Source organism: Nocardiopsis sp. NRRL B-16309 (assembly GCF_001279585.1).
Lineage (GTDB): Bacteria > Actinomycetota > Actinomycetes > Streptosporangiales > Streptosporangiaceae > Nocardiopsis.
In genome coordinates, this window is the sequence record NZ_LGEC01000100.1 from 1 (window position 1) to 16,132 (window position 16,132).

Below are 16,132 nucleotides of genomic sequence, written 5' to 3' on the forward strand. Positions count from 1 at the left end.
GCCTCAGTTCCCGTTCCCTGACACCCCGTACCCGTAGCCGTCCCGGACACGTCCCCCGTCGTGGATCCGGTCGGAGCGTGAGGCGGGCGGCCCCCGCCGGGGCCACCCCCCGCCGGGGCCACCCCGCGCCGGGTCCAGCCCGCGCCGGGTCCAGCCCGCGCACCGCCGGGCGGCGCCGCCAAGGGCCGCGCCGCCCGGTCCGGCCTCGTACGCGTCAGTGCTGCTTGGCCGCCTCCTGGACGGCCTCGGCCAGCTCCTCCTTGCTCATCTTGGAGCGGTTCGGCACGTCCAGGTGCCGGGCCTGCTCGTAGAGCCGCTGCTTGGGGATCTTCGCCGAGGCGGGGTCGAACAGCTCCAGCTCCTCCGCGCGTCGGCGGCTGAAGGCCGTCCCCAGCTCGGTGACGCGCTTCTGGCCGACCGCCCGCTTCAGCGCGGGGAGGATCTCGCTCTCCTCCTCCTCGACGTGGTGCTTGACCGCGTCGACGAACTCCCGCAGGCGCTCGTCGAAGGTGTCGCTGTCCGGTTCGCAGTCGCGCAGCCGGCCGAGCAGTTCCTCGGCCTCCTGGTGCTCCTCCGCGCTGTGGCGGACCTGGGGCACCTCGCCGGTCGTGCGGACGACGACGGGGTAGACCTCGTCCTCCTCGGCGCGGCTGTGCGCGATGAGCATGGCCTCGACCTCGTCCAGCAGCCGCGGCCTCTGGTCGCGCTCGGTCTCCAGCCGGTCGAACAGCCGCTCCATCTCGCGGTGGTCACGGGTGATCAGGGTGATGGCGTCCTCGGCCATGGTCTCCTCCGGTTTCACAAGGGCTGGGACCACCGCCACTACCCAGGGGCCGGGTGACCAGACACCGGTTTCCCAACCCTTGACCGTCCCCGTCCCCGTCCCCGTCGGCCGACGGGGACGGGGACGGCCCCTCGGCGGCTACCGGACGCCGAAGAGGTGCTCCAGGGCGAGCTGGTCCAGCTTCTCGAAGTGGTAGCCGCGCTCACCGACCTCCACCAGGTCGATCTCCTCGGTGAGCAGGTCCGCGACGCTCTCGCCCTCGGCGAGCGTGGGCCGGGACAGCTCCGGCACGCGGGCGGCCTCCAGCGCGGCGGCCACCTCCGGGTCGGCGCGGAAGGCCCGGGCCTTCTCCCGCAGGATGAGGTAGTTGCGCATGCACGCCCGCGCGGACTCCCACACGCCGCTCATGTCCTCGGTCCGCGGCGGCTTGAAGTCGAAGTGGCGGGGCCCGTCGTAGCCCGCGCTCTCCAGCAGGTCGACGAGGAAGAACGCCTCCTTCACGTCGCCCGCGCCGAACCGCAGGTCCTGGTCGTACTTGACGCCGCGCTGCCCGTTGAGGTCGATGTGGAAGAGCTTGCCCGCCCACAGCGCCTGGGCGACACCGTGCGCGAAGTTCAGCCCGGCCATCTGCTCGTGCCCGACCTCCGGGTTGACCCCCACCATCTCGGGGTGCTCCAGCTCGTTGATGAAGGCCAGGGCGTGGCCCACGGTCGGCAGCAGCACGTCTCCGCGCGGCTCGTTGGGCTTGGGCTCGATGGCGAACCGCAGGTCGTAGCCCTGCTCCCGCACGTAGCCGCACAGCAGGTCGAAGGCCTCGCGCAGCCGGTCCAGCGCCGCGGCGTCGTTCTTGCCCGCCTCGGTCTCCGCGCCGTCCTGGCCGCCCCAGCACACGTAGGTGGTGGCACCCATGGACACCGCGAGGTCGATGTTGCGGATGACCTTGCGCAGCGCGTACCGGCGCACGTCGCGGCTGTTGGAGGTGAAGCCGCCGTCCCGGAACACGGGGTGGGTGAAGAGGTTGGTGGTGACCATGGGGACGGCCAGGCCGGTCTCCTCCAGCGCGCCGCGGAAGCGCTTGAGGATCGCCTCCCGGTCGGCGTCGGAACTGCCGGGCGGGATGAGGTCGTCGTCGTGGAAGGTGATCCCGTGGGCGCCCAGGTCGGCCAGCCGCCGGACGGCGTCGGCGCCGTCCAGCGGCGGCCGGACCGGGTCACCGAACGTGTTGACCCCGCGCCAGCCCACGGTCCACAGACCGAAGGTGAACTTGTCCTCGGGCACCGGGCGGAAGTCGTTCATGCGTCTCTCCAGGAGTGGCGGGATCAGTCGGCCCGCTCAGTCTGCCCAGAGGGCGCTTAGTTTGTCTAGTGGAACAACTAATTAGCCGGGGCGTGTCCCCGCAGCACCGCGAAACCCCCTCCCGGCACCACCAGGCCGTCGGCGGCACGCCCGGTGACCAGGTCGTGCGCCTCGGAGTCCAGGCCCAGCCGGACGGGGTCGATCCGCCGCGGCCCCGCGCCGTGGTTGGTGACGAACACCCACACGCCCCCGTCGCCGACCCGCCGCACCACGTCCAGTTCCGGCTCCGGGAACGGCCCCGTGCCCGCCGCCTCGGCGATCAGGCTGCCCAGCCCCCGGTCGGTCAGCCGCGCCGACACGTACCAGGCCTCTCCGGCGCCGTACCGGTGGCGCGTCACCGCCGGTTCGCCGTCCAGCCGCCCGCCCGCGTACCGGGCCACCGCGTCGGCGCCCTCCAGGTGGACGTGCTCGCTCCACTGCGTGACCTCCTCGCGGACCGACCCCAGGTCCAGCGCGGCCGTCTCCCCGGGGAACAGCGGGTGGAACTCCTCCACCCGCACCCCGAGCAGGTCGCGCAGCGCGCCCGGGTACCCGCCCACGCGCACCGTGGAGTCCGGGTCGGCCACCCCGCTGAGGTAGGTCACCACGAGTGTGCCGCCGCCCGCGGTGAAGTCGGCCAGCCGGCGCGCCGCCTCGTCCGACACCAGGTACAGGGCGGGGACGACCAGCAGCGGCACCGGGGGCAGCGGCCGGTCGGGGCGGACGAAGTCCACCGTTCGGCCCGACCGCCACAGCACGCGGTGCACCTGGCGCACCGCCTCCAGGTAGTCCGTCCGGGCGGGCAGCGACGGACTGCCCAGGGCCCACCAGCACTCGGGGTCCCACGTCACCGCCGCGTCGGCGACCACGTCGGACTCGCGCGCCTCGGAGACCCGGCTCAGCACGCCGCCCAGCTCGCACACCTCCCGGAAGATCCGCGAGTCCGGACCGGCGTGCGGCACCATCCCCGAGTGCCACTGCTCCGCGCCGCCCCGCGAGGCCCGCCACTGGAAGAACATCGCCCCCTGGGAGCCGCGCGCCACGTGCGTCATGCTGTGCCGCGCGATCTCACCGGGCGGCTTGGGGCGGGTGATCTCCCCCGTGTACGCCACACCCGCCGCCTGCTCCATCAGCAGCCACGGGCGTCCCGGTCCGCGCACGCGGGTGGCGAACGAACGGGCCAGATCGCCCGCGAACGCGGTCTGCTCGGCGCCCTCGGTCCCCGTCCGGTCCGGGTAGTCGTCCACCGCGATGAGGTCCACGTGCTCCGCCCACCGCCAGGGGTCGACCGGCACCCAGTCGCCGAAGGCGAAGTTGGTGGTCACCGGCACCTCCGGCCGGGCCCGGCGCAGGACGTCCGCCTGATCCAGGAAGTGGTCGAGCATCTCGTCCGACAGGAACCGCCGGAAATCCAGTACGTGCGCCGGGTTGGGCCGGTACTGGGTGGCGCGCGGCGGCTGGACCTGCTCCCAGTCCGTGTAGGTCTGGCTCCAGAAGGAGGTCGTCCACGCCCGGTTGAGCGTGTCCAGGTCGTCGTGGCGGCGGCGCAGCCAGTCGCGGAACGCGCGGGCGGCGTGCTCGGAGTGGGTCCAGGAGCCGTACTCGTTGTGCACGTGCCACATGGCCAGCGCCGGGTGGCGGGCGTAGCGCTCGGCCAGGGCGGTGGCCACGCGCACCGACGCCTCCCGGTAGGCCGGGGCGCACACGTCGTAGGTGTCGCGGCTGCCGTGCGTGAGCCGCGTTCCGTCGGCCGTCACGGGCATGGCGTCGGGGTGGGCGAGTCCGAACCAGGGCGGCGGGGACGCGGTCGGCGTGGCCAGGGCGACCGCGATCCCGGCGCCGTGCAGCCGGTCCAGGACGCGGTCCAGCCACGCGAACCGGTACTCGCCCTCCGCCGGTTCCAGCAGCGCCCAGGAGAAGACGCCGACGGTGGCCAGGGTGACCCCGGCCGCGCGCATGAGCTCGACGTCCTCGACCTGGACCGCCTCGGGCCACTGCTCCGGGTTGTAGTCGCCGCCGAACCAGAGTGGAGCGGGCATGCGGGACTCCTTGATTGGGGGAGAAAGACAACTAAGTATGGCCAGTGACCGCCCGCACGGGCACCCCTCACCCCTGGAGCCCCGATGGCCGACATTCCGAGCCTCCTCACCCGCCATCCCGTCCGTGACTGGGAGGACGCGCTGGTCACCGGGAACGGCCGGGTGGGCGCGCTCGTCCACGCCACCGCCGAAACGACCGCGCTCACGCTCTCCCACGAACGGCTGTTCCTGCCGGTCGACGCGTCCCTGCCCGCCCCGGAGACCGCGCGGATCCTGCCCGAAGTGCGGTCCCTGCTGCGGCGGGGCCGGTCCAGGGAGGCGGCCGAGCGGATCACCGCCTTCGCCGCCGCCGAGGACCCGGGCTACGCGGAGACCCGGTGGATCGATCCGCTGGTGGGCGCGGCCGTCCTGGCCTTCGCGCCGACCGAACCCGGGGCGGGGCCGGTGCCGCGCCGCTGCGACTTCGGCTCGGGCGTGGTCACCGAGCACCTGCCGGACGGCACGGTTCACCGGGTGTTCGCCTCGCGTGCTCCCGACGCGGGCGGCGCCGTGGTCGCCGAGCTCACCCGGCCGGGGAGCGACGGGCTGGACGGGCTGCTGCGGCTCGGACTCCCGGACGCGGAGCCGCCGGTTCCGGTCAACGTGGACTCCGAGATCCGGACAGACCGGTTCGCCCTGCGCGTGGGCTTCCCCGAACGACCGACCGGCACCCTGCCGGGGTACGCGGTGACGTGCGAGGTCGGCGCGGAGGGCGGTCGGATCGACGCGACGCCGGGCGGCCTGCGGGTGCGCGGTGTCACGCGCCTGCTGGTGGTGGCCCGGGTCCGGGTGGGCGTCCCGGGGGAGACCGAGCCGCCCCCGGTCGAGTCGGCGGAGCCGCCGGTCACCGGTTTCGACGAGCACCTGGCCCGCCACCGGGAGGTCCACGGCGAGCTGATGGGCCGCTTCCGCCTCGATCTCGGGGGGCCGGGACAGGACGGCTGCGGGGGAGCCGACAGTGCGGGTCCGGCGGCGGAAGTGACGGGGGAGGAACTCCTGGCCTCCGGAGCGACGCCCGAGCTGGTCTCTCGCCTGGTCGGCGCCGGGCGCTACGCGATCGTGTCCAGTTGCGGCGACCTTCCGCCCACCCTCCAGGGGGTCTGGAGCGGCACCTACGACCCCCCGTGGCGCTCCGGCTACACCTTCGACGGCAACCTGCCCTCCGCCTTGGCCGCCCTGCACACCACCGGCACGCCCGAGCTCATGCTCGGCCTCTTCGACCTCCTCGACGGCATGCTCCCCGACCTCGCCGAGAACGCGCGCCGCCTCTACGGCTGCCGGGGCCTGCTCCTGCCGGCGCACGCCTCCACCAGCGGACGGCACCACCACTTCGGCCCCGAGTGGTGCCTCACCTGCTGGACATCCGGAGCGGCCTGGATGGCGCGGCTGTACTGGGACCACTTCTCCCACACCCGCGACCGCGCCTTCCTGCGCGACCGGGCACTGCCCTTCCTCACCGCCGCCGCGGAGTTCCACGAGGACTTCCTCACCGACGACGGCTTCGTGCCCTCCTACTCGCCGGAGAACACCCCGGCGGACGGCGACGGCCAGGCCGCCGTCAACGCCACCCTCGACATCGCCGCCGTACGCGACCTCACCCGCAACCTCGTGCGCGCCCACCGAGAACTCCGGCTGCCCGGCACCCGCCGCTGGCTGCGCCTGGCCGCCCGCGTGCCCGGCTACCGCGTCTCCGGCACCGGCGAACTCGCCGAGTGGGCGAGCCCCGCCGGGCCCGTGGAACAGCGCGACCAGCACGCCCACCGGCACGCCTCCCACCTGTTCCCGCTCTGGTACGAACCCGACCCCGCCTTCGCCGACCCCCGCCTGCGCGCCGCCGCCGTCCGCGCCGTCCGCGCCCGGCTCTCCTGGTGGCGCGGCCAGGAGTCCGACGAGATGGCGTTCGGCCTGGTCCAACTGGGCCTGGCCGCGGCCCGGCTCGGCCTGGCCGAGGAGGCGCACGAGACGCTCGCGCTCCTGGCGACCCGGTACTGGCGGCCGACCCTGGTCCCCACCCACAACCGGGGCGCGCTGTTCAACGTCGACATCGGCGGCGGCTTCCCGGCGGTCGTCGCCGCGATGCTCGTCCGGTCGTCCGAGGGACGGGTGGACCTGCTGCCCGCGCTCCCGCGCGCCTGGCCCACGGGCCGGGTCGACGGCCTGCGGGCGCGCGGCGGCGTCATCGTCGACCGCCTGGAGTGGGGGAGCGGAACCGGAACCGCGCTGCTGCGGTCCGTGGAGCCCCGGAGCGTGCGGATCGGCCTGCCCGACGGCGCGTCCCGCCAGGTGCGGACCGGTCCGCACCACCCGGTCACCGTGCGCTTCGGCCTGCGCTCCGAGCCCGATCGTCGAAGCGCTTCGAAAATTCTGGGTTGACCCCCTTGCTCTCCGTTAGTTGGCTGATCAAACTAATGGGGACTTCGCGCCCGTCTCCGTCGCATGCCGGCGGAGGCGGGTCTACCCCCACCCCTGGAGTCCGTCATGTCTCCACACCCCGCACATCCCCCACACCCCCCGTCTCCGGAACATCCCGCACCCGCGCGGCCCCGGCCGCGCCCCGGCCGCACCCTCCTGACGGTCGCCGCCGCGGTCGCGCTCACCGCGACGGGCACCGCCGCCGTCCACTCCGCACCCGACCCCGCCGCCGCCCAGGAAGGCGGCTACACCTGGGACAACGTCCAGATCGCCGGCGGCGGCTACGTCCCGAACATCATCTTCAACGAGTCCGAACAGGACCTGGTCTACGCCCGCACCGACATCGGCGGCGCCTACCGCTGGGACCCCTCCACTGAGCGCTGGGACCCCCTGCTCGACTGGATCGGCTGGGACGACTGGGGATGGACGGGCATCGTCAGCCTGGCCACCGACCCCGTCGACCCCGACCGCGTCTACGCCGCCGCCGGGACCTACACCAACGACTGGGACCCGAACAACGGCGCCATCCTGCGCTCCGACGACCGCGGGGAGACCTGGGAGGTCACCGAGCTGCCCTTCAAGCTCGGCGGCAACATGCCCGGCCGCGGCCTCGGTGAGCGGCTGGCCGTGGACCCCAACGACAACAGCGTCGTCTACTTCGGGGCCCGGGGCGGCCACGGCCTGTGGCGCAGCACCGACTTCGGTCAGACCTGGGCCGAGGTGGAGGAGTTCCCCAACCCGGGCGACTACGTCGAGGACCCCGACGACGAGTGGGACGTCCACACCGACATCACCGGCGTGACCTGGGTCGAGTTCGACCGGCGCACCGGCTCCGACGGCTCGGTGACGCAGGACGTGTACGTCGGCGTCGGAGACCTGGACGACCCCGTCTACCGCAGCCAGGACGGCGGCCAGAGCTGGGAGCCGCTGGAGGGCGCCCCGACCGGACACCTGCCCGCGCACGCGGTCCTGGACCACGAGGGCGGACAGCTCTACCTCGCCACCACCGACACTCCGGGCCCCTACAACGGCGCGTCCGGCGACGTCTGGCGCTTCGACACCGAGACCGAGGAGTGGGCGAACATCAGCCCCGTCCCCTCGACCTCCGAGGACAGCGCCTTCGGCTACGGCGGGCTCACCATCGACCGCCAGGACCCGGACACCCTCATGGTCACCTCGCAGATCTCCTGGTGGCCGGACAACCAGATCTTCCGCAGCACCGACCGCGGCGAGACCTGGACGCAGGCCTGGGACTGGGGCAACTACCCCGAGCGCGAGACGCGGTACGAGATGGACATCTCCACCGCGCCCTGGCTCGACTTCGGCGGTCCCGGCGAAGCACCCGAGACCCAGCCCAAACTGGGCTGGATGAGCCAGGGCATGGCCATCGACCCCTTCGACTCCGACCGGTTCATGTACGGCACCGGCGCCACCATCTACGGCAGCGACAACCTGACGAACTGGGACAGCGACACCACCGTCGACATCGAGGTGAAGGTACACGGGCTGGAGGAGACCTCCATCCACGACCTCGCCGCCCTGCCCGGCGGGCCGCTCGTCTCGGTCATGGGCGACATCGGCGGCTTCGTCCACGAGGACCTGGACACCGTCCCGGACGAGATGCACCAGGACCCCTACTGGGGCAACGGCACCGGAGTGGACTTCGCCGAACTGGCGCCCGACACGGTCGTGCGCGTCGGCAACGCCGAGGACGACGCCACCTCGCACATCGGCGTGTCCACGGACGGCGGCCAGAACTGGTGGGCCGGGCAGGAGCCCGCCGGGGTCACCGGCGGCGGCACGGTCGCGGTGGGCGCGGACGGTTCCGCGATCGTGTGGAGCGCGGAGGGCGCGGGCGTACACGTGTCCACGACCACCGGTTCCTCCTGGACCGCGTCCACCGGCGTGCCAGCGGGAGCGCGGGTGGAGGCCGACCGGGTCGACCCGGACGTGTTCTACGCGGTCGCCGGCGGCACCTTCTACACCAGCACCGACGGCGGCGCGACCTTCACCGCCTCCGCCGACACGAGCCTGCCGGCCGAGGGCGACGTCCGCTTCGGCGCGGTCCCCGGGCACTCCGGCGACGTGTGGGTCGCGGGCGGTGAGGCGGACGGCGACTACGGCCTGTGGCGCTCCACCGACGCGGGCGCCGCGTTCGAACGGATCGAGGCCGTGGACGAGGGCGACGCCGTGGGCTTCGGCGCACCGGCGCCCGGCGAGGACTACCCGGCCGTCTACACCAGCTCCCGGATCGACGGAGTGCGCGGGATCTTCCGCTCCGACGACGCGGGGGAGAGCTGGACGCGGATCAACGACGACCAGCACCAGTGGGGCTGGACCGGATCGGTCGTCACGGGCGACCCGGACGTGTACGGACGGGTCTACATCGGGACCAACGGCCGAGGGATCATCTACGGCGACCTCACCGACGGTGGAGGGGACCCGGACCCCGATCCGGACCCGTCTCCCTCGCCCACCGACGACCCCGACCCCTCGCCCAGCCCCTCCGATGACCCCTCACCGGACCCGGGAGCGTGCGACGTCGAGTACACGGTCAACGGCTCCTGGTCGGGCGGGTTCGGCGCCGACGTGGTGGTCACCAACACCGGGGACGAGACCGTCGACGGCTGGGAACTGGCCTGGGACTTCACCGCGGGCGAGCGCGTCTCGAGCCTGTGGGGCGGCAGCCACGAACAGGACGCGAGTACCGTCACGGTCACCGACGCCGGGTGGAACGCCCGGATCGAACCGGGGGACTCGGTGACGGTCGGCTTCAACGGCGCCACCGACGCCACTCCGAGTACGCCGGAGGAGTTCGCGTTGAACGGGCAGGCGTGCGACTGACCTGACCTCCCTCCACGGAGGGATCGACCGGGGCCCTGAGGACATTGCTGACCTCGGGGCCCCGCCCCGTCGGCCTCCAGGTACAGGGACGCCGAACCTACCGGCCGGCAGGCGGCGAATCCCTCGGTTCCACGGCACCGTCGGGCACGTGTGGACCGAGCCCCTGCGCGTGCGCACCTCCGTCGGCGTGCACGATCTCGCCGGTCGTCGCCGGCAGCCAGGACGAGAACAGGGCGACGCAGGTGCGGGCCACGGGGTCGGGATCCGATGAACACCAGCCCAGGGGCGCCCGCTCGGCGAAGGCGGACTCCAGTTGTGGGAAGCCTGGTACACCCGAGGCGGCCAGAGTCCGGACGGGGCCCGCGGCGACCAGGTTGACCCGGATACCCCGGGGGCCCAAGTCACGGGCCATGTAGCGGGAACAGGACTCCAGCGCCGCCTTGGACACTCCCATCCAGTTGTAGTGGGGCCAGGCGACGGAGGCGTCGAAGTCCAGGCCCACGATGGAACCGCGTTCGTTCATCAGCGGCAGGACCGCTTCTGACAGCGCCGCGAAGGAGAACGCCGAGACGCGCAGCGCGGTCGCGGCGTCCTCCCAGCGTCCACGCAGGAGATCTCCTCCCAGGGCGCGTGGGGGCGCGTAGGCGATCGAGTGCAGGACACCGTCCAGGCCGTCGATGTGGTCGTTCAGACGCGGCACCAGGTCGCCGAGGTCCCTGGGGGAGGTGACGTCGAGGTCGACGACCGGCGCGGCCCGGGGGAGGCTCTCCGCCATCCTTTCGATCAGACCGCGTCGGCCGTACGCGGTCAGCACGACGCGGGCTCCCTCTTCCTGGGCGATCCGGGCGACGTGGAACGCGATGGATGAGGAGGAGACCACCCCCGTGATGAGCAGGGTTCTGCCTTCGAGGATGCCCATGGCACCGACTCTCCTTCGTATGTGGGGCTTGCGTCCGCGGCATCCGGCCTGGAAGCCCTGAGCCGGGACCTCTCCCGGTGCCCGTGCGACGCCCGTCCACACGACCGGCTCAGTGACCCATCCCGAACCCTCCGTCCACCGGGAGGACGGCGCCGGTGATGGCGCCCGCCTGCTCCGAGGTGAGGAAGGCCACCGCGTTGGCGACCTCCCCGGTTTCGACGAGGCGCCTCTGTGGTGTGCGTGCGAGCAGTCGGTCGCGCTGGCTCTTCGAGAGCTCTTCGGTCATCGACGTGCGTACGAGCCCGGGAGCGACCACGTTGACGGTGATGTCCCGTGGGCCGAGTTCCCGGGTCAGGGACCGGGCCATGCCGATCAGGCCTGCCTTGGCGGCCGCGTAGTTGGTCTGGCCCGCACCACCGGTGAGGGCGATGGCGGAGGACACCAGCACGATCCGGCCGTGGCCGGACCGCAGCATGGCGGGCAGAGCCCGACGCACGGTGTGGAAGACGCCGGTCAGGTCGGTGTCGATCACGTCGGCGAAGTCCTGTGGGGTCATCTGTGCGAGGAGCCGGTCACGGCGGATCCCCGCGTTGGCGACCAGTATCTCGACCGGCCCGTGGGCCCGTTCGACCCTCTGGAACGCGGTGTCGACGTGTTCCGGATCGTTGACGTCGCACGCGACGGCCATCATGCCGGTGGCGGGCGGGTCGCCGCGGTGGGTGACCGCTACGCGGTGCACCGACGCGCGCAGGGCGTGGGCGACCGCGAGTCCGATGCCGCGTACGCCCCCGGTGACGAGAGCGGACCTGCTGTGCCGAACGGCCATGGTGTCTCCTACTACGGCAGGCGCACGACCTGGGCGGCCCAGGTGATGCCCACCCCGAAACCGAGGAAGAGCGCCAGGTCGCCCGACCGGACACGGCCGGATGAGAGGAGGTCGTCCACTGCCAGGGGGATCGAGGCGGCTGACGTGTTGGCGTCCGTTCTGATGGAGCGGGCGACGGTCACGTGTCCGGGCACGTCCAGTTCGCCGACGAATCTCTTGGTGAGCCGGTCGTTGGCCTGGTGGGGCACGAAGGCGCTGATCTCGTCCCACGTCAGATCCGCCAACGACAGGGCGCGTCGGGCGATCGGTGCCATGTTCGCTCCGAACCACCGGGCCAACTCCGGTCCGTCCATGCGCACGCAGCGGTGCGCCGGCTCTCCGGAACTCGGTGCGGGGGCCAGCACGAAGAGTTCCTCGCCGGTCCCGTCCGATCCCCAGGCGACCGGACCCAAGCCCGGCTCATCGGCAGCGCTCACCACGGCGGCGCCCGCTCCGTCGGCGAAGATGACCGCCGTGTCGCGGTCGCCGGGGTCGATGACGTCGACCATTCGTTCGGCGGCGACGACCACCACGTGGGTGGCGCTGCCCGAGGCGATATGGCCCATGGCACTGGCCAGTCCCATGCTGAAACCGGCACAGGCCGCGTTGACGTCGTACGCACCGGCTCCGCCGGCCCCCAGTTCTCGGGCCAGCGCGGGTGCGAGCGCGGGGATCTGCCGCACGTTCGTCATGGTGGCCAGCACGACGCAGTCGAGGTCGGAAGCGTCGACACCGGCGGCGGCCAGTGCCCGCCGTGCCGCCGTGGCACCCATCCCGACCAGCGAGTCACCGGCGTCGGCGACATGGCGGGACGCGATGCCGGTCCGCTGCTCGATCCAGCCGGGCGCCAACCCGAGCCGGTCGCCCAGCTCGCCGCTGCCGACGACCTTCCCGGGCCGGTAGGCACCGATCCCGCTGATGGCGCACGGGCGGCCGTCCGCGGGACGCCGGATGACGGGAGAGGCCGTCCGCTGGTTCTCACCCGTGCTCACCTCTACCTCCCCTCCAGGTGGCGGTTGACGTAGTCGACCGTCGTCCTGGGGGAACGGAAGTCCTCGACGACCTCCGGCGGGACCGGAATCCGGTACTCGGAAGCGATCCGTTCGGCCACTTCGACCAGCGTCAGCGAATCGATCTCCAGTTCCGAGAAAGGCGTCTCGTCCGTCTGTCCGATGAGGTCCAGATCGACGCCCTCGCAGTCGTTGACGATACGGTTCAGGTCGCTGAGGGTGAACGTGCCCATGTCCTCTTCCTTTCGTGGTCAGTCATGGTCAGGGGCCCCGCGGTCCCGACGTATGTGTGAGACCAGGCGGGTCAGGACGCGTGTCGCTCCGGCCTCCTGGAAGTCGACACCCTCGTTCGGCAGGTCCGGATCGCCGTGGGTGTCCAGGATCCACTCGACGGACTGCTGCCAGAGGACGGGGGACGTGAGGTGGTCGACCAGGTCGCGGCGGACCAGCGACGCGTCGTGCGGCCGTGCAGTCCGGTTGGCGACGACCGGTGTGTGTCCCCGGCGGAACGGTGCGGCGGCGGTCGCGGAGCTGAACGGGGCGATGGCCGCCGCCATGTGACGCGTGTGGTAGGCGCCTGTGACGGGCAGCCGGGTGGCGATCCTGGCCCCCGCACGGACGAGCGCGGAGCGGGCGTGCCCGATGTCGAGGTCGGGGCCGCCCAGCACGGTCTGGAACCGGCTGTTCACGTTCGCCGTCTCGACCTCGTCCAGCCCGGCGTGGCGCAGGACCGCGTGGACGCGGCGGAGTTCCAGGCCCACCACGGCGAGCATCGCTCCGGAACACTTAGCCGTCGCCTCGGCCCGGGCCCGAACCAGTTCCAGTCCGGCCTCGAAGCCGATGTATCCAGCGGCCTCGAGCGCGTTGTATTCGCCCAGGCTGTGGCCCAGCAGGACATCGAAGTCGTCGCCCCGCAGGCCCTCGGCTCGGTAGGCGAGGGCGTTGACCACGTAGATGGCCGGCTGTGAGAAGCGAGAGTCCGACAGGCGTCCCGCGGGATCGGACAGGCAGAGGTCCCGGACGGAGTATCCGAGGATGTCGTTCGCCCTGTCGACGAGGCGGGGGAAGCGCTCGAAGAGGTCCTCCCCCATGCCTTGGCGCTGAACGCCCTGGCCCGGGAACATCAGGGCGCTGACGCGTCGCTCCGCGGGCACCGAATCCATCTTTCCCCCTCTCAGTTGTCGAGTGCGTCGACGATGCGACCGAAGAAGTCGGCGTCGAGCGGCGGTACGGTGAGCGCGCTTCCGCAGACGGACATGGTCCGGTCGTTGGTCGCCTGGGTCGCGACCCCGTTGCGAGGGCTCGGCAGGAACCGCGGGACGGCCTCGCTCAGGCGGGCCATGGGGGAGCGGTCGCCGTAGTGCGCCCGTACCTCGTTCGACCAGTGCTCGTACGAGGTCGCTCGGAGGCGCGGGCGATGGAAGCGCACCATGTCGAAATACGTGTTCAGCGGCATCGGTTCGGGATGGATCACGTGGAACACCCGGTGCGCCCCACCGGAGCCCCGTGAAAGAAGGACGATGCACTCGGCGGTGAAGTCCGCGCAGGCGATCGGCAGCATGAAGTCGTGTGTGGGGGTCAGGCCGACGCGCAGGCTCGCCAGAGTGATCTGCATGAGCCAGTCCGAGGCACTGACATACGCTCCAGCTCGGTCGCTGACGACGGCTCCCGGACGGTAGACGCTGACCGGGAGTCCGAGTGCCCCAGCCCGCGCCACCAGTCGCTCGGACGCCCACTTGCTCTCGTAGTAGCCAACGGGTAGCGGGCGGGGTGGCACCGGGCGCTCCGGCACGCTCCCCGCACCTTGCGCGAAGTCGGCCATCACCACTCCGAGTGTCGAGATGTGGTGCAAGGGTTTCGTTCGGCGGTGGAGGGCGAACCTCAGAACCTCGGCCGTTCCGTCGACGTTGCTTCCCTTGAGGAACGGGTAGTCGATGACGAGATTGACCCACGCGCCGCAGTGGTAGACCGTGTCAACGGTCTGTGCGAGAGAGCCGTAGTCCTCTTCGGAAAGGCCGAATCGGGGCTTGGCGAAGTTGCCCGTGACGACGTCCAGACGATGGCGCGGAGGCAATCCGGCCCTGCGCGCCTCCAGCGCCGAATACAGTTCCGCAAGGCCTTCCGCCTCCGAACGCCCGCGCATCAGGCAGTGGATCCGCGCGTTGGTCGTACGGAGTAGCTCGGCCAGCAGATATCCACCGAGATAGCCGGTGGCGCCGGTCAGGAGTATGTTCTTCGGAGGAGATACCGAGACCGGTCGGCCGCGCTGCAAGGCAAGATCAGATGGAAGTTCGGCATCTTCCACATGGGACGATGCGGGAACTTGGGTCTCTTCCTCGTGATGCGGCATTCAGCCTCCAATGTCGATATGGATCATCAGCTCCTCGGGGTGTGGCGCATCTTGGATCGGTCTAGAAATCGCACCATTGGGTTGACTGACTTTTCGCAGATCATCCCCTCGCGGGAAACCAGCGATCCCTTAGTCGATCTCACTCCATGGATACCCGTCCGCTCCTGTGAGTAACGGAGTCATTGCAGGCGATTGAGAATAGCGCGGATAAGATAGCCCGCCCTGACTTCTTGACTAGCGTCCTGTGTCTTCGAGGTTGGAACATGAGTCCCAAGGGTTACTGGAGAAACTAGCGAAACAGGGAGGGGCCCTCAAGGCGGGCGCAATCGGATGTATTTATTTCCAGAGTATTCGATCAGTGAGCCCCAAGCTCTCTGAACATGTGATATATGCCTTGCTCTCTGGCATGGGTTTTGTGTTCTGGAAAAAAGCCGCATGGCCTTCTCCGGGCACGGCGGGCACGGCGGGCACGCGCACCGCTGGTCCGGGAGCATGGACGCGGCCACGAAGGTGCCCGCGCGTATCGTTTGTCGAGCCCGCGCACGGTCGGAGGCGGGGACACGACGGTTCTCGCCGGTCATCGATCGGTCATGGTTCGTGTGCATGGTGTGCGCGGACCGTTCCCCTCCTGCGGCGCCGGGGAGGGAAGGTGCCGGAATCATGGCCCGGACATCTCGTCCGTCGGCGGCGAGGCCGTCAAGGAGCCAGAGGGTTTCCTGCAGAGTGATCGATCTGACCGCTGCCGTACCCGTCTTCTGAGGGGTCGGTCAGGGCTCCGAGGGCGTCGTACGCCTCGGAGCCCGCCTGTCGGTCGTCGGGCACCATCGCGCTGGGCCGGGGCTCAGCTCTGTTCGGGTTGGTCGGTGGACCGCAGCTCCTCGTTGATGCGCAGGGCCTCCTCCAGCTGATCTTCGAGAATGATGATCTTGCAGGCGGCTTCGATCGGAGTGCCCTCGTCGACGAGTTCGCGGGCACGGGAGGCGATGCGCAGCTGGTAACGGGAGTAGCGGCGGTGGCCGCCCTCCGAGCGCAGGGGCTCGATCAGCTTGGCGTCGCCGAGGGCGCGCAGGAAGGCCGGCGTCGAGCCGATCATGTCCGCTGCGGTGCCCATGGTGTAGGCGGGATAGTCATCATCGTCAAACCGGTCACCGGTTGTGTGACGGGACAAGCGCTCTTCTTTCTCTCTCCTGAACGCACGTCGAGGGCCCCAGCGCCGAGTGGCGCCGGGGCCCGAGAGTTCAATACCACCTACCGGCGGATGCCGGTCTTCCGCTTCCCGAGGTCAAGCTGGGACGGGATCGCGGGGATCGCGGTTGTGAGACCGTGGACCACCTTCTTCCGAACCGGGGCCTGCGGTACCCGAGCGGAACAAGCCCACGCCCGGGCGATCCTGATGGCATCTACTCCTCTCGATCTCTTCATGCGATTCCTGCTTAGCGGTGCTACCGGCTCCCGACGTCGTACTGCGATGCACGCCGGTCGAGCCCTACCGCGTCCTTCTTTGCTGCTCCGGCGTCCCCCGTGTTGGCGGGATG

The 16,132-nt window shown here is 71.1% G+C and carries 12 protein-coding genes; 2 read left to right on the forward strand and 10 right to left on the reverse strand.

Annotation, left to right across the window (positions count from 1 at the left end; all coding sequences use genetic code 11):
- Window positions 1–214: 214 nt before the first annotated feature.
- The 3 genes from ADL05_RS23060 to ADL05_RS23070 form a co-directional block, all read right to left on the reverse strand.
- Window positions 215–784 (reverse strand): hemerythrin domain-containing protein, encoded by a 570-nt coding sequence (locus ADL05_RS23060; protein ID WP_053619099.1) that lies wholly within the window; start codon window positions 782–784, stop codon window positions 215–217.
- 138 nt (window positions 785–922) lie between these two features.
- Complete coding sequence (gene xylA / locus ADL05_RS23065) at window positions 923–2,080, reverse strand: xylose isomerase (protein ID WP_053619100.1); 1,158 nt, start codon at window positions 2,078–2,080, stop codon at window positions 923–925.
- Window positions 2,081–2,157: 77 nt separating this feature from the next.
- Complete coding sequence (locus tag ADL05_RS23070; RefSeq protein ID WP_053619101.1) at window positions 2,158–4,158, reverse strand: beta-galactosidase; 2,001 nt, start codon at window positions 4,156–4,158, stop codon at window positions 2,158–2,160.
- 84 nt (window positions 4,159–4,242) lie between these two features.
- Between ADL05_RS23070 and ADL05_RS23075 the strand changes: the two genes are divergently transcribed.
- Both ADL05_RS23075 and ADL05_RS23080 read left to right on the forward strand, forming a co-directional pair.
- Complete coding sequence (locus ADL05_RS23075) at window positions 4,243–6,570, forward strand: glycoside hydrolase N-terminal domain-containing protein (RefSeq protein WP_156365988.1); 2,328 nt, start codon at window positions 4,243–4,245, stop codon at window positions 6,568–6,570.
- Between the two features lie 105 nt (window positions 6,571–6,675).
- On the forward strand, window positions 6,676–9,453 hold the full coding sequence (locus tag ADL05_RS23080) for a cellulose binding domain-containing protein (protein ID WP_082376797.1): 2,778 nt from the start codon (window positions 6,676–6,678) through the stop codon (window positions 9,451–9,453).
- 97 nt (window positions 9,454–9,550) lie between these two features.
- Here the strand turns inward: ADL05_RS23080 and fabI are convergent, their stop codons facing one another.
- From fabI to ADL05_RS23115, 7 genes are all read right to left on the reverse strand, one after another.
- Window positions 9,551–10,372: an enoyl-ACP reductase FabI gene (fabI, locus tag ADL05_RS23085; protein WP_053619102.1), complete on the reverse strand. Its 822-nt coding sequence runs from the start codon at window positions 10,370–10,372 to the stop codon at window positions 9,551–9,553.
- A gap of 109 nt (window positions 10,373–10,481) precedes the next feature.
- A complete protein-coding gene (gene fabG / locus ADL05_RS23090; RefSeq protein ID WP_053619103.1) occupies window positions 10,482–11,198 on the reverse strand; it encodes a 3-oxoacyl-ACP reductase FabG in 717 nt (238 codons plus the stop codon).
- Window positions 11,199–11,209: 11 nt separating this feature from the next.
- On the reverse strand, window positions 11,210–12,229 hold the full coding sequence (locus ADL05_RS23095; RefSeq protein ID WP_197285905.1) for a ketoacyl-ACP synthase III: 1,020 nt from the start codon (window positions 12,227–12,229) through the stop codon (window positions 11,210–11,212).
- A gap of 2 nt (window positions 12,230–12,231) precedes the next feature.
- Window positions 12,232–12,480 carry an acyl carrier protein gene (locus ADL05_RS23100; protein ID WP_053619104.1) on the reverse strand — a complete coding sequence of 83 codons (249 nt, stop codon included), beginning with the start codon at window positions 12,478–12,480 and terminating at the stop codon, window positions 12,232–12,234.
- An 18-nt stretch (window positions 12,481–12,498) separates the two neighbouring features.
- Window positions 12,499–13,410, reverse strand: coding sequence for an ACP S-malonyltransferase (locus ADL05_RS23105; RefSeq protein WP_053619105.1), 912 nt, complete (start codon window positions 13,408–13,410; stop codon window positions 12,499–12,501).
- An 11-nt stretch (window positions 13,411–13,421) separates the two neighbouring features.
- Entirely contained in the window at window positions 13,422–14,597 is a 1,176-nt protein-coding gene (locus tag ADL05_RS23110) for a thioester reductase domain-containing protein (RefSeq protein WP_082376799.1), read from the reverse strand.
- Window positions 14,598–15,438: 841 nt separating this feature from the next.
- A complete protein-coding gene (locus tag ADL05_RS23115) occupies window positions 15,439–15,765 on the reverse strand; it encodes a MerR family transcriptional regulator (protein ID WP_053619107.1) in 327 nt (108 codons plus the stop codon).
- Between the last annotated feature and the right edge of the window lie 367 nt (window positions 15,766–16,132).